At 62.4% G+C, this 14,493-nt stretch carries 12 protein-coding genes and 2 pseudogenes; 5 read left to right on the plus strand and 9 right to left on the minus strand.

What is annotated here, in order from left to right:
* Positions 1-174: 174 nt before the first annotated feature.
* Genes BBF94_RS12860 through BBF94_RS12875 form a run of 4 tightly spaced genes read right to left on the minus strand, consistent with a single transcriptional unit; the run spans position 175 to position 2,776 of the window.
* Complete coding sequence (locus BBF94_RS12860; protein ID WP_065259401.1) at positions 175-1,488, minus strand: ATP-binding protein; 1,314 nt, start codon at positions 1,486-1,488, stop codon at positions 175-177.
* Positions 1,485-2,153, minus strand: coding sequence for a response regulator transcription factor (locus BBF94_RS12865; protein WP_065259402.1), 669 nt, complete (start codon positions 2,151-2,153; stop codon positions 1,485-1,487). Before BBF94_RS12865 ends, BBF94_RS12860 begins: the two co-directional genes overlap by 4 nt.
* A gap of 3 nt (positions 2,154-2,156) precedes the next feature.
* A complete protein-coding gene (locus BBF94_RS12870) occupies positions 2,157-2,468 on the minus strand; it encodes a PepSY domain-containing protein (RefSeq protein ID WP_065259403.1) in 312 nt (103 codons plus the stop codon).
* Complete coding sequence (locus tag BBF94_RS12875; protein ID WP_065259404.1) at positions 2,468-2,776, minus strand: PepSY domain-containing protein; 309 nt, start codon at positions 2,774-2,776, stop codon at positions 2,468-2,470. The genes BBF94_RS12870 and BBF94_RS12875 overlap by 1 nt, the downstream gene beginning before the upstream one ends.
* Positions 2,777-2,920: 144 nt before the next feature.
* Between BBF94_RS12875 and BBF94_RS12880 the strand changes: the two genes are divergently transcribed.
* From BBF94_RS12880 to codA, 4 genes and pseudogenes are all read left to right on the plus strand, one after another.
* Positions 2,921-4,000 carry a hypothetical protein gene (locus BBF94_RS12880; protein WP_065259405.1) on the plus strand — a complete coding sequence of 360 codons (1,080 nt, stop codon included), beginning with the start codon at positions 2,921-2,923 and terminating at the stop codon, positions 3,998-4,000.
* An 85-nt stretch (positions 4,001-4,085) separates the two neighbouring features.
* Complete coding sequence (queD, locus tag BBF94_RS12885) at positions 4,086-4,442, plus strand: 6-carboxytetrahydropterin synthase QueD (RefSeq protein WP_007955941.1); 357 nt, start codon at positions 4,086-4,088, stop codon at positions 4,440-4,442.
* Positions 4,443-4,637: 195 nt separating this feature from the next.
* A pseudogene (locus BBF94_RS12890) lies at positions 4,638-5,228 on the plus strand (alpha/beta fold hydrolase); the annotation flags it as partial.
* A gap of 71 nt (positions 5,229-5,299) precedes the next feature.
* A complete protein-coding gene (codA, locus tag BBF94_RS12895) occupies positions 5,300-6,541 on the plus strand; it encodes a cytosine deaminase (protein ID WP_065259406.1) in 1,242 nt (413 codons plus the stop codon).
* A 143-nt stretch (positions 6,542-6,684) separates the two neighbouring features.
* On the opposite strand, the pseudogene BBF94_RS12900 reads toward codA, so the two are convergent.
* Positions 6,685-7,676, minus strand: a pseudogene (locus tag BBF94_RS12900) (diaminopimelate epimerase).
* A gap of 196 nt (positions 7,677-7,872) precedes the next feature.
* Here BBF94_RS12900 and BBF94_RS12905 point away from each other — a divergent pair.
* Complete coding sequence (locus tag BBF94_RS12905) at positions 7,873-9,024, plus strand: MFS transporter (protein WP_065259407.1); 1,152 nt, start codon at positions 7,873-7,875, stop codon at positions 9,022-9,024.
* 42 nt (positions 9,025-9,066) lie between these two features.
* Here BBF94_RS12905 and BBF94_RS12910 read toward each other — a convergent pair whose 3' ends face one another.
* The 4 genes from BBF94_RS12910 to BBF94_RS12925 form a co-directional block, all read right to left on the minus strand.
* A complete protein-coding gene (locus BBF94_RS12910) occupies positions 9,067-11,490 on the minus strand; it encodes a TonB-dependent siderophore receptor (RefSeq protein WP_065259408.1) in 2,424 nt (807 codons plus the stop codon).
* A gap of 98 nt (positions 11,491-11,588) precedes the next feature.
* Positions 11,589-12,572, minus strand: coding sequence for a FecR family protein (locus BBF94_RS12915; protein WP_065259409.1), 984 nt, complete (start codon positions 12,570-12,572; stop codon positions 11,589-11,591).
* A gap of 40 nt (positions 12,573-12,612) precedes the next feature.
* Positions 12,613-13,113, minus strand: a complete 501-nt coding sequence (locus tag BBF94_RS12920; protein WP_065259410.1) for a sigma-70 family RNA polymerase sigma factor — start codon at positions 13,111-13,113, stop codon at positions 12,613-12,615.
* Positions 13,114-13,289: 176 nt separating this feature from the next.
* Positions 13,290-14,489 (minus strand): multidrug effflux MFS transporter, encoded by a 1,200-nt coding sequence (locus BBF94_RS12925; protein ID WP_065259411.1) that lies wholly within the window; start codon positions 14,487-14,489, stop codon positions 13,290-13,292.
* Positions 14,490-14,493 lie beyond the last annotated feature (4 nt).

A 14,493-nucleotide genomic window follows, 5' to 3' on the forward strand; every position in this document is an offset into this window, starting at 1 on the left:
AGCTTACCCCCTCACTCCAACCTACCCCAGGGGGGCGAGGGGAAAGGGAGCAGATCTCCGTGCTGTTCGAACCTGAGTTCGACTCAGGACTTTCAGGTCGATGTATGCCGCACATCCATCGCGGTCGGTCCCCTCTCCCCCTGGGAGAGGGTCAGGGTGAGGGCTTCTACGGGCTCACCGCCGGGGCAACTGAATCTCCACCTTCAACCCACCCCACTCACTTTCGCCAAGTACCAGCACCCCGCCCCACGTTTCGACAATATCCCGCACAATCCCCAGCCCCAATCCATGCCCATGGGTCTGTTCATCCAGCCGCGTGCCCCGGCTGAACACCTGATCGCGTTGCGCCTCGGGAATCCCCGGCCCATCGTCTTCCACGCTCAGCACAAACCCTTCAGCCGTCTCGACCACGCTCAACCGCACCTCGGCATCCGCCCATTTGCAGGCGTTGTCCAGCAGATTGCCGAGCAGTTCCAGCAGGTCTTCCCGATCCCACGGCAACTGCAGTCCCGATGGCGAAACGTAACTCAACGCCAGATGCTCGCCGTGGATCATGTTCAACGTCGCCAGCAACCCAGGCAGTTCCGCATCGCAATCGAACAGCGCCCCCGGCAACGCATCGCCGGAAAGCCGCGCACGGTTGAGCTCGCGGTTCAGTCGTTGCTGCACCTGTTCGAGCTGTTCCTTGAGGATCCTGCGCAACTCCGGATGGGCATCAAGCTGTTCGTTCGAGGCCAGGCTCAACAACACCGCCAGCGGGGTTTTCAGTGCATGCCCCAGATTACCCAGTGCGTTGCGCGAACGCTTGAGGCTGTCTTCGGTGTGGGCCAGCAAATGGTTGATCTGCGCCACCAGCGGTTCCAGCTCCGCCGGCACTTGTTCATCGAGCTGCGAACGCTGGCCCTGCTGCAACTGGGCAATCTGTTCGCGGGCCTTTTCCAGCGGACGCAAGGCCCGATGCACGGTCAGGCGCTGCAGAATCAGGATCAGCAGCAATCCGGCCAGCCCCAGACCCAGACCGATCTGGCGCATGCGCTGGAAGCTCTCGCGCACCGGGGTGTAATCCTGAGCCACGCTGATCGAGATCGACTGGCCAAGCCGTCGATAGTCCGAGCGCAGCACCAGCAATTGCTGTCCGTCCGGCCCCAGTTGCAGGTTGCTGTGCAGACCCGGTTGCGGCAACAGCGGCAGGTCCTGATCCCACAGCGAACGCGAACGCCAGTGACTGTCGGCAAAGTCGATGCGGAAATAATGGCCGGAAAACGGCCGCTGATAGGCTGGCGACAGGTGTCGTTCATCCAGTTGCAAGCCCTGCGGACCACGCACCAGCGCCACCAGCAGGCTTTCGCTGTCGTTGCGCAGACCGGCTTCGAGATAACGCTGCAGCCCCACCTCGAACAGCCACAGGCTGACTTGCGCCAGCACCACGCCGACCACCACCATCACGCTGATCAGGCCAAGACTCAAGCGGCGCTGGATCGATCTCACGAAGCCTGTCCGCCGAACAGATAACCCTGGCCGCGACGGGTTTCGATCACGCTTTTGCCCAGCTTGCGCCGCAGGTGATTGACGTGGACTTCCAGCACGTTGGAATCGCGCTCGGTCTCACCGTCGTAGAGGTGTTCGGCGAGGTGGCTTTTGGAAAGAATCTGTTCCGGGTGCAGCATGAAATAGCGCAGCAGACGGAATTCGGCGGCGGTCAGTTGAATATCGGCGCCGTCACGCACCACGCACTGACGACCTTCGTCCAGATGCAGCCCCGCGGCCTTGAGCGTCGGCTGGTTGGCCTGTCCCTTGGAGCGGCGCAGCAACGACTGAATGCGCAAGTACAGTTCTTCCGGGTGGAAAGGTTTGGTCAGGTAATCATCGGCGCCGGCCTTCAGGCCTTCGATGCGCTCGGCCCAGGAATCCCTGGCCGTGAGGATCAGCACCGGCGTCGCCAGCCCGCCGGCGCGCCATTGCGTCAGCACGTCAAGGCCCGGCACGCCCGGCAGGCCCAGGTCGAGCACGATCAGGTCATAGGGTTCGCTGCAGCCTTGATAAACCGCGTCGCGCCCGTCCGCCAGCCAGTCCACGGCATAACCCTGGCGCTGCAGGCCGGCGATCAGTTCATCGGCAAGAGGGACGTGGTCTTCCACCAGAAGCAAACGCATCGTTCAATCTTCCTTGTCTTTCAGTAAACGGCCGGTGGCGGCTTCGAGATGAAGTTCGCGGGTCACGCCATCGACGGTCAGCAACTCGACTTCGTAAATGTAGACGTCGTGCTTTTCTTCCAGCTCGACCTCCAGCAGTCTGGCGCCGGGATAGCGATCCATTGCGTTATGCAGCACCTGCTCCAGCGGCAGGATCACCCCCTGCTGGCGCAGACGCAGGGCTTCGTCCTGATCGAGATCGCGAGCCCCGGCCACTGAACAGACAATCAAAAGCGCCAATGCGGTTCGACCGCCGGCACGAGCACTGAGCTTCATTACGTATCCTGATGATCCTTGAGCACTTGCCCGCTGACCGCGTCCAGTTCCACATCCCATTCCAGTCCCTGCGGATCGCGCAGATCGATCTGATAGAGGTACTTGCCGTACTTCTCTTTCAGCTCGGCGTCGGTAATGGTGGCGCCCGGATGCCTGGCCAGCGCCATGGCATTGAGTTGCTCGAAGGGCACGATAGTACCAGTGTCGAGCAATCGTTGGGCTTCGTCCGGGCCAAGATCCCGGGCCTGGGTCAGACTGGCGCCCAGACCGATGAACAAGGCGAGGCTCAGGGCAGTCAGGGTTTTCATGGAGTCTCCGTGTTTTCAGTACCGCTATGGACAGCACCCTAACGGTGCGAACTTAACTGAAACTGAATGGCCATCATCGGGCCAGCTCAGCAACGCCGGCAACATGTGCTTATAATCTTTCGCTTGCTAACGATCGAGACCGGTATGACCGCCATCCACATCAAGTTCCCTGCCCTCACCCTCAAGGCCGGCCCTCGTGCCATGGCACGCATCCGCAATCAGGGCCTGAGCGCCGCCGACGTCGGTACATTGCCCGGTGCAGCCGGCGGGCCCAAGGCGCTGGGGATTCAGGGGCTGGATCTGGCGCTGTTCGGCGAGTGGCTGCCGGCGGCACCGCGTGAGCGTTCGCTGATCGGTGCGTCGGTGGGTTCCTGGCGCTTCGCCAGCGCCTGTCTGCCGGATGCCGCCGAAGGGATTCGCCGCCTCGGTCATCTGTACACCGAGCAGAATTTCAACAAAGGCGTGACCATCAGCGAAGTCAGCCGCAGTTCGCAGCGCATGCTCGACGACCTGCTGGACGGCCGCGACGCGGTACTGCTCGACAATGCCCATTACCGCTTGAACATCATGGTGGTCAAAAGCCACGGCGGGTTGGCGGACGACCATCGTGGCCGGCTCGGGCTGGCGCTGGGTTCGGTGATTGCCGACAACCTGCGGGGCCGCGCGCGGCTGTCGCGGCACTTCGAACGGCTGATCATCCACGACCCGCGCCTGGCGCCGCCGGTGCATGCGCTGAACGATTTCCCGTCGCGTTTCGTTACCCTCAACGCCGGTAACCTGCGCCAGGCATTGCTGGCTTCGGGCTCGATCCCGATGGTCATGGAAGGCGTGCGCGACCTGCCAGGCGCCGGTGCCGGCACATTCCGCGACGGCGGCCTGCTGGACTATCACCTCGACCTGCCCTACAGCGGCGACGGCATCGTGCTCTACCCGCACTTCACCGACCGGGTGATTCCGGGCTGGTTCGACAAGACCCTGCCTTGGCGGAAGGCCTCGACCGAGCGCTTGCAGGACGTGCTGTTGCTGGCGCCGTCGAAGGAATACCTGGCGCGCCTGCCTTACGGCAAACTTCCCGACCGTAACGATTTCAAGCGTTTCATGGGCGATGCACCGAGCCGGCAGAAGTACTGGCGCACGGCAATGGACGAGAGCAGCCGCCTGGGCGACGAGTTCCTCGAACTGACTGCCAATGGTCGCCTCGCCGAGCGCTTGCTGACCCTTTAGTCAGTGTTTTGCCCGCAGCTCTGGTAGACTCGCCGCCTGCCCGAATCGCTGCGGCGACCGTCACCTGAACAGAGCTGAAATCACTGTGGAAATTTTCAAAGAGTTCACCTTCGAATCCGCCCACCGCCTGCCCCACGTCCCGGACGGCCACAAGTGCGGACGCCTGCACGGTCACTCGTTCAAAGTGGCGATTCACCTGAGCGGCGACCTCGACCCGCACACCGGCTGGATCCGCGACTTCTCCGAGATCAAGGCGATTTTCAAGCCGTTGTACGAGCGTCTGGACCACAACTACCTGAACGACATTCCGGGCCTCGAGAACCCGACCAGCGAAGTGCTGGCCAAATTCATCTGGAATGAATTGAAGCCCCTGCTGCCGGAACTCAGCGCCATCCGCATCCACGAGACCTGCACCAGCGGTTGCATCTATCGCGGCGAGTAACCGATCCTGAAGTCGCCGAACAACCCTGTGGGAGCGAGCTTGCTCGCGATAGCGGTTTGCCAGTGAAGCATGTGTTGCCTGACAGCGCCTTCGCGAGCAAGCTCGCTCCCACAGGGATAGAAGGCGCCTCAGTGTTTGAATAAACAGCCCCCGAGGCTGTTTTTTTACGCCTATGCTTTTTGGCTCGAACCCGCCGGCGTGCAAAACGAATTGCTTGCGCAACTGCTGGATCACTGGGGCCTGCAACGCCCGGACGTGGTCGCCCACGACTTCGGCGGCGCCACCGCCCTGCGCGCGCATCTGCTCAATGGCAAGGATTACCGCAGCCTGACCCTGATCGACCCGGTTGCACTGACACCCTGGGGCTCGCCGTTCGTGCAGCACGTGCGCCAGCATGAAACGGCGTTCAGTGGTCTGCCCGATTACATTCAGCGCGCCATTGTCCCGACCTACATTCGCGGAGCCATTCACCGGGAGATCCCCGATGATGAACTGGCCCCCTACGTGCAGCCGTGGCTCGGCGATCCGGGGCAAGCGGCGTTCTACCGGCAGATCGCCCAGATGGACCCGCGTTACACGCTGGAAGCGCAGCCGCTGTACCCGACGATTCGCTGCCCGGTGCAGATTCTCTGGGGCGAAGAGGATCAGTGGATTCCCGTTGAGCGCGGACGCGAGTTGCACAACATGATCCCGGGATCACAGTTTCACCCGATCCCGAATGCCGGGCATCTGGTGCAGGAGGATGCGCCGCAAGCCATTGTTGCCGCCCTGCTGCGGTTCCTCTGACCACCCATCCCAAAAGGGCCGGGTGTTGCGCTACCGTATGCTTACGTGACCGCTCACAAAGGAATTGCCCAATGCACATCATCAACGCCCGACTGCGCAATCAGGAAGGTCTGCACGAATTGCACCTGGAAGACGGCCTGATCCGCAGCATCGCCCGCCAGACCGAAGCGCCGACACTGGGTCCAGACGACCTCGACGCGGGCGGCAATCTGGTGGTGCCGCCCTTTGTCGAACCACACATTCACCTCGACGCCACCCTGACCGCCGGCGAGCCACGCTGGAACATGAGCGGCACGTTGTTCGAAGGCATCGAATGCTGGGGCGAGCGCAAGGTCACCATCACCCGGGAAGACACTAAAACCCGGGCAAAGAAAACCATTCAGGCGCTGGCCGCACACGGCATCCAGCACGTGCGCACCCACGTCGACGTCACCGACCCGCAGCTCACCGCGCTCAAGGCCATGCTAGAAGTGCGCGAAGAAAGCCGGCACCTGATCGACCTGCAAATCGTCGCGTTCCCCCAGGAAGGCATCGAGTCGTTCCGCAATGGCCGTGAGCTGATGGAAGAAGCAATCCGCATGGGCGCGGACGTAGTCGGCGGGATTCCGCATTTTGAATACACCCGCGATCAGGGCGTCAGCTCGGTGAAGTTTTTGATGGACCTGGCCGAACGCACCGGTTGTCTGGTGGACGTGCACTGCGACGAAACCGACGATCCGCATTCACGCTTCCTCGAGGTGCTGGCCGAAGAGGCTCGCAGCCGCGACATGGGCGCACTCGTGAGCGCCAGCCACACCACGGCGATGGGCTCCTACGACAACGCCTACTGCGCCAAACTGTTCCGCCTGCTCGGGCATTCAGGGATCAGTTTTGTCTCCTGCCCGACCGAAAGCATTCACCTGCAGGGCCGCTTCGACACCTTCCCGAAACGCCGGGGCGTGACCCGGGTGAACGAATTGCTCGACGCCGGCATGAACGTCTGTTTCGGCCAGGACTCGATCGTCGACCCGTGGTATCCACTGGGCAACGGCAACATCCTGCGGGTGCTCGAAGCCGGGCTGCACATCTGCCACATGCTCGGTTACCGCAACCTGCAGAGCGCACTGGATCTGGTCACCGACAACAGCGCCAAAGCCATGCACCTCGGTGAGCGCTATGGCCTGGAACAGGGCCGCCCGGCCAACCTGCTGATCCTGTCGGCAGACAGCGATTACGAAGTGATCCGCAGCCAGGGCCTGCCGCTGTATTCGGTCCGCGGCGGCAAGGTGTTGATGAAGCGACAGATGCCGGTGGTGGAGTTCGCCGAAGAGTGAGCGGTGGTTATGATTCAAGGCGGCGTTATCGCAAAACGATAGCGCCGCCCTGTCAGATCTGACAGGCGACAACCACTGTCAACCGGTTCACAGTAAGCCCCAAGGGATCCATCGTGCCCGGGGGGACGATCATGAAAGGGACTTCACCTTTTTGTCTGATGCGCGGCGCCGAACAGACGCACGCCGACCAGTTCACCCTCCTGCTCCTCCAGTAAAACCGGCGCCGTTCCGCCCGGCATGATCACCTGCACCTCCCCCGCCGACACCCAGCCCGCCCGCCACGCCGCACAGGCCACAGCACTGGCGCTGGTGCCGGAGGATGCCGTCGGGCCCTCACCGCGCTCGAACACCCGCGCAACGATGCGTTGTTCGCCGGCATGCATGGCCCACTGCAGGTTGACGCCCGCCGGGCATGGCTGACCGGCGCGACCGGCATGGCATAGGCGATGGCGGTCAGGTTGTCCCCGAGCGATGATTGGCGCATCTGTTCGTTGCTCGGCAATACCGCTTCATCCTGTACCAGCGTCACGCAATGAGGATTGCCGATGCGCACGAACTGGCTCTGCGCCCAGGCGGGATCAAGTTGTGCCAACGGCTGAACGCAACTGACTTCCACGTTGTTCAATCGCACCGGCTCAACGCCAGACGCCCCCACGGCCTGCGGGCCGAAACCCGGTTGCCCGAGTTCCAGCCAGAAGCCTTGCACGCCTGCCACGTCAGCCGGTTTGACGGAAACGGGCACTGGCGATGACGCAGCCTGCTGGTCGTGATGCACCCGCAACAATGCGCCCTGCTCCGGCATCAGCCCTTGCTCGAGCAACGCCTGAGAGAAAATCGTCAAGCCGTTGCCGCTGCGCTCGGCCAGCGTGCCGTCGGTGTTGACGATCAGCAGATCGAAAGGTGGCGCGGACCGGAACGGGCCGATCAGCAAGCCATCGCTGCGGTGAGACTTGCTGCCGGCAGGTCGCCCGCCGTCAGGCCAGTCACAACACAGGGCGATCGCGGCGCAGCTCCACGCCTGTCGAGACAGGGCACATTGCGCGGCACTGGCGGGCAGATCGATCCCCGACTCTCGCAGCGCCTGCGGTGAAATCACTCCGTAGAGATTGCCTCGTGCATCGTAGAACTGCGTCATATAACGGCCCTTGTTTTCGGGTTGCCAGGGGCGTCACTTTAAAACGCAATTCCCTGTGGGAGCGAGCTTGCTCGCGATAGCATCGTGTCAGTCGAACTTTCATTGACTGATACACCGCCATCGCGAGCAAGCTCGCTCCCACAGAAGAGCTGTGCAAGGATGTCCGCTGCTGAAACGTTTTTTGCCAAGGATTCCCATGACCAGCCTCACGCCCAAAGACACCTTCGTCCCCGGACGTCTGCAACAGATGTCCACGCGCATCGCCTTCTTCATCGCCGGGCTCGGCATCGCCGCCTGGGCGCCGCTGGTGCCTTATGCCAAGGCGCGGGCCGGGCTCGATGAAGGGACGCTCGGCCTGTTGCTGCTGTGTCTGGGTGTCGGTTCGATTCTGGCGATGCCGCTGGCAGGAGTTCTGGCCACGCGATTCGGCTGCCGGCGTGTAGCCACTGGCGGAACGCTGTTGATCTGTGCGGCGTTGCCATTGCTGGCGACGGTGTCGTCGATTCCGGCGTTGATCGCCACGTTGTTCATGTTCGGCGCCGGACTCGGCACGGTGGACTCGACGGTGAACCTGCAAGCGGTGATTGTCGAGCGGGCCAGCGGCAAGAACATGATGTCGGGGTTTCACGGTCTGTTCAGCCTCGGCGGGATCGTCGGCGCGGCGGGCGTCAGCGGCCTGCTCGGTCTCGGGCTGACCCCTTTGGCGGCGATGCTGGTGGTGGTCGCGGTGCTGATCGCGGCGCTGTTCAAGGCTGTGCCGCACATGTTGCCTTACGGCAGCGAAAGCTCGGGGCCGGCGTTCGCGGTGCCTCACGGGATCGTGCTGTTCATCGGCGGCATGTGCTTCATCGTGTTCCTGACCGAAGGCGCGGCGCTGGACTGGAGCGCGGTGTTTCTGGCCGAGGAACGCGGGATCGATACCGCGTATGCAGGCCTGGGTTACGCGGCGTTCGCGCTGACGATGACGGCGGGTCGGTTGACCGGTGACCGGATCGTTCGCGCACTGGGAGCCACACGGATCATTCTGTTCGGCGGTCTGCTGGCGGCGACGGGATTGTTTCTGGCGACATTCGCGCCGGGCTGGGAAATCGCGCTGCTGGGTTATGCACTGGTCGGCGCCGGGTGTTCGAACATCGTGCCGGTGCTGTACACGGCGGTGGGTAAACAGACAGTGATGCCGGAAAGCATTGCAGTGCCGGCGATCACCACGCTGGGTTATGCGGGGATTCTGGCGGGGCCCGCAGTGATCGGGTTTGTCGCCCATGCCAGCAGCCTGAGTTTCGCCTTCGGCCTGATGGCGACCTTGCTGGTGGCGGTGGCGATCGGCGGCAAAGCCCTCAAGGTCTGAACCGGCTCGTCCCCACGCTCAGTGGGAACGAGCCGCGCGGGGTCAGAAACCGACGCTGGCCTGCACGAAGAACGTGCGCGGCGCACCGACATACATGCCCGAGTTGTTGTCACTGGAGCGAGTGAAGTACTGCTTGTCGAAGATGTTTTTCACCCCGGCGCCGAGCTTCAGGTTCGACAGCTGCGCACCGAAGTCATAGCCGCCGCGCACGTTCCAGGTCATGTAGCCCGGAATGTCGCCGTACTGCCCGTCCGCCGTGCCTTCGGTGATGTAGTTGTTGCTGAAGCTGCCGTCGGCATTCACGCCGGTGCCCGGCGAGCGCTGTTTGGACTGAGCGAAACCGTCGATGTTGTAAGTCCAGCGGTTGATGTCGTAGCGCAGCCCGACGGTCGCCACCTGACGCGAGTAGAACGGCAGGTCGCGGCCCTTGAAGCCTGGAATCTCGCCTTCATAGGTCGCGCGGGTGTAGGTGAAACCGGCGTTGGCGGTCAGACCATCGAGGCGCGGATCGAGCGCCGCCAGGTCGTAGCGCACCGAAGCTTCGATGCCCTGGTGTTTGGTGGCACCGAGGTTGGTCCAGCCCACGTCGTTGCTGATGTATTGCAGTTCATCGTCGAAGTCGATGTAGAACAACGTCACTTCACCGCCCCACACGTCATCGTTGTAGCGGGTGCCGATCTCGTAGGTCTTGGCCTTTTCCGGCTCCAGACCATTGGCGGTCTGGTCACCCGAACCGCCCTGCCCCAGCTGGAAATACTGCAGGCTGCCGAACGAAGTCTCGTAGTTGGCGAACAGCTTCCACGCATCCGACAGGTGATACATCACGCTCAGCGCCGGCAGCGGTTCGTTGCTCTCGATGCTGCGGTTCTTCTCCGGTACGCGTTTGCCGGCGGTGTCGAGCACGGCGCGGTCGTGCCAGTCGGTGTTGATGTGCTCGAAGCGAATGCCCGGGGTGATGGTCCATTTGCCGACATCGATCTTGTTGTCGACGTAGACCGAGTTGGCCTCGGTGCCGCCGGTGCGGTCCTGGAACACGTGGCCGTCGGACGTCCTGGTGACTACCGGCTCATTGTTGACCAGCGCCAAACGGCTCGACTGCTCGTGCATCGCTTCTTTCAGGTAGCGGTAACCAACGCTGACTTCCTGAGTGGTCGAGCCGACGTCGAACACACGAGACACCCGCGGTTCGATGCCCAGGGTGTAGTAGGAACGCGGGTACGAGCTCAGGGTTTTCAGGTCGCGGGCGGCGATGGTGCTGCCGCGGAAGCTGTCGGTGTAATAGGTCAGCACTTCGGCCTGGGTGCGTTCGTCGATCTGGCGGATCCACTTGAACGATACATCCTTGCGGCGGCCGCTGAAGTTGTCGTAGTCGCGCACGGAGTCGTACGGTTTGTCGTCGTACTGCTTCTGCGTCAGGCCGCCGGGCATGTCGGCGCTGGCATCGTAGTAATGGAAGTTGAGGCTGAAATCGTCCTGATCGGTCGGCGCCCAATGGGTCTTGAGCAGCACATCGTCGATGTCGTTGCCATTGTTGCGTTCGCGGTAACCGTTGCCGTTCACCCCGGAATACAGCAGCGCCACGCCCATGCCGTTGTCGGCGGTGCCGCCAAGGAACGCGGTGTCGATGTGTTTCCAGCCGCCGTAGCGGGTGGTTTCCAGGGTCGTGCCGATTTCACCGGTGGCCTTTTCCGGGATGGCACGGGTCACGAAGTTGATCACGCCACCGACGTTCTGTGGCCCGTAACGCACGGAACCTGCGCCACGCACCACGTCGATGCTGTCGAGGTTGCCGGAGGAAATCGGTGCCATCGACAGCTGTGGCTGACCGTAGGGTGCGAACGCCGCCGGCACGCCGTCGATCAGCACCGTGGAGCGCGGCGACAGACGCGACGTCAGGCCACGCACGCCGACGTTCAGCGAGATATCGCTGCCACCGGTACCGTTGGAATCCTGCACCTGCACGCCCGGCACACGTTTGAGAACGTCACTGACGTTCATTGCGCCCTGCTCGACCATGGCTTCGCGGCGGATCACCGTGCGCGCGCCGGGGTGGTTCTGCACCACGGCGGCATCGGCGTCGCCGAGCCAGTCGCCGACCATCTTGATATCGGTGACACCCAGCTCCAGCGGACCGTTGCTGGCCGCGGTCGGCGCTGGCGTCAGGGTCACAGAGCCTTCATTGATCTGATAGTCCAGGCCACTGCCCTGCAGCAACCGGCGCAGCGCGTCTTCCGGCGAAAGATTGCCATCGACGGCCGGCGCCTGTTTGCCCGCCACCAGATCCGGGCTGAAAAACACCTGCAGCGAGGTTTGCTGGCCCAGTTCGCTCAGGGCCTGGCCCAGTGGCTGGGCGCGGATATGAATGGCGTCGGCAGCGAAGGCCTGCGGCATCGCGGCGTTGACCGCCAGCGCAAGGGCCAGCGGCAGCCAGGGGGATTTTTTGTTGTTGGCAGAGGTGTTTTTCACGTCGTACGGAGTCCTGTGGATCGCATGAGTGTGCGGCCGTTAATGCAAACCAGTTGCAGTTGAACAGGAAGACGACGAACTCGAAAAAAACCTGAATGCTATTTTGAAATTATTTCCTGACTGCCGTCGGCAAGGGTTCGCACGGCTACCGGAAGGATATTCGGCAAGGCCTTGAGCAAGGCGTCGGTGTTATCGGATTTGAACACGCTGGTCAGACGCAGACCGGCCACGGCCGGGTTGGCGACTGTCAGCGGCTTTTCGCGATAACGGGAAACCTCTGCGACGACTTCGCTGAGGCTGGCGTTGTTGAACACCAGTTTGCCGCTGCGCCACGCCGTCAGCTGCGCCGGGTTGACCGCATAGGCCCGGGCCACCACGCCATTGGTATCGACATGGGTGCCGAGGCCCGCCGTCAGGTTGATGAATTCGTTGTCCGGCGCATGACGCCCCTGCACCCTGACCGTGCCCTGCTCCACGGCGACCCGGGTTTGCGTCACGTCGCGGCGCACATCGAAGCGGGTACCGGTGACCGTGATCTTTCCGCTTCCGGCCTCGACCACGAACGGACGCGAGGTGTCGTGTTCGACGCTGAACATCGCCTCGCCTTCGCTCAATTCGATTAGTCGTCGATCCTTCTCGAAACGCACCTGCAAGCGGCTGCGGCTGTTGAGGTCGATCACCGAACCGTCCGGCAGCGCCACATGCCTGCGCTCGCCCAGCGCGGTGGCGAATTCGGCGGTGTAACCCGCCGGGTGATTCAAGCCACTGAACAGGCCGAGCCCGAGCGCCACTGTGACCACGCAGGCCGCCAAGGCATAACGCAACAACGGGCGAGGTTCGCGCCGCGCTGGCGGCGTTTCGCACAGGGCCTTGAGACGCGGCGCCGGCAACAGGTCCGCCGCCGTCCACAAGCCTTGCAGCAACTGGAACTCATCACGGTGCTGCGGATGTTCGTTCAGCCAGGCCTCGAAATTGCGATATTGCTCGGCATCGATGGTCGGCTCCTGCAAACGCACAAACCAGCGTGCCGCGTCATCGCGCACCGTTGTTTGCCCGCACGCGCAATCACGAGTATCCATCATGGAATGTCCTGTCCGGCCGGGGATGAAAAGACGCCGCGGCTCATGATTGCGCCCCGTCCAGGCGATCACGCAGATGCCGCAGGGTGCGGATCATATACTTTTCCACCATGTTCCTGGACAGGCCCAGGCGTTCGGCGATTTCCGCCTGGGTCAGGCCCTCGATCTTCTGCCAGACGAAAATCCGCCGGCAGTTGAGCGGCAATTCGGTGAGCGCCTGTTCGATGGAATCGGCCAGCTGGATCGCATGCATGTAGTGCTCCGGGTCACCGTTCGGCGCCTCACCGAGATCAATCGCCTGCGACTCCATGGCGCCCCGCCGGTCCTCACGCCGATAACCGTCCACCGCGATGTTGCGCGCCGTCTGGTGCAGATACGCCCGGGGTTGCTGCACCGCCGAAGAGTCGGATTCGAGCACCCGCACAAAGGTGTCGTGCGCCAGATCCTCGGCCTGCGAGCGATTGCGCAGGCGTCGGGTCCAGGTGCCGATCAACTCTTCGTAATGCTCGAGAAAGCCGGGTCTGCGGGGCAGCATGGGGATCATTGCGGCGTGCTGAGGAAAGGGGCGTGAATAGTAATGCTTCCTATTAAGCCGAAGCAATGGATTCCTCGAACCGCCAACGGAGCAGGCCTCGCCACTTTACAGTGCAGCGGATCTGGCACCGCGTGACCAAGGCAAGCCTCTCCCCTTGCAGTCAGAAGCGGCGTGGAACGGCGCGTTCACGACTCGAAGTGCATCTTGCGACACAGATACAGCCCCACCAGCGGCAAAACGATGAACGTCACGCCCAACAGCACGATTTCGCTGCCGGAGAACGACGACACCACCGAGTTGACGGCGAACGCCAATGCCATTTGCGAACAGGAATACACGGCACCGGCAGCACCTCGCTTGTCGGTAAACGGCGTCATGGAGATTGCCGAAGCGCACAACACGATGAAGGTGTAACTGAAAAAGACCCCCGACACACTGACCAGAAACGATAACGTGAACAGCATCGAAAGACTGTTCAGCATCAGCAGCGAAGCACCGCAGCCCAGCAGAATGAACAGCCCCAGATGGATGATTTTCATCATTCCATAGCGGCGGATCAGGCGCGGCAACATCGAGCGGCTCACCAGCAGGCCAGCACTGACCAGCGCCGTGATCCAGCCATAAAGCGTCGGCGAAAAGCCGAACTGATGTTGCAACACGAAGGGACTGGTCGCCGTGTACATCACAAAACAGGACATGCCGATGCCCGCCAGTGTGGCGGCGCAGACAAACGTGGGATTGCGCAGGACAAACCGGTAATTGGCGAAGACATCACGGATGACGATGCTTTTGTTGCGATGCACATTGGTTTCCGGGCATTGCGCGGCGTACACCGTCCACATGCCGGCCAGCAGAATCGCCAGCGTGATGAAATTGGCCCGCCAGCCGAACCAGGTCTGGATGAAACTGCCGATGACCGGCCCCAGCACGATCGACAACCCGGTGAACAAGGTGATGTAGGAACTGGTGATCGCATAGCGGTCACCGCGCACGATGTCCGAGAGCACGATCCTCGACAGCGCCAGACACACGCCGCTGCCCACCCCCTGAATGAAACGCGCGGCCAGAAACGGTCCGATCTCGTTGAGCGAAGCGCCGATCAGATTACCGGCAATGGCAATGACGAGCCCGGTCAGCACTACCGGCTTGCGCCCGTAAATGTCACTGAGAGGGCCATAGACCAGGGCACTCAGGCCGACCCCGAACAGGAACACGGAAATCGACGATTGCATCAGCGCCTGGGTGGTGTGCATCGCCAGCATCATCTGCGGCAACGCCGAGAGATGGATGTCGGTGCCGAGCAACCCCACCAGCAGCAACAGGGTCACGATCGTCACGACCTTCAGTTCGGGCCGGGTCAGTTGGAAAGGTACGGTCGCAGTCATGGAA

Origin of the sequence: Pseudomonas bananamidigenes, assembly GCF_001679645.1 — a bacterium.
In the GTDB taxonomy this organism is placed as follows: domain Bacteria; phylum Pseudomonadota; class Gammaproteobacteria; order Pseudomonadales; family Pseudomonadaceae; genus Aquipseudomonas; species Aquipseudomonas bananamidigenes.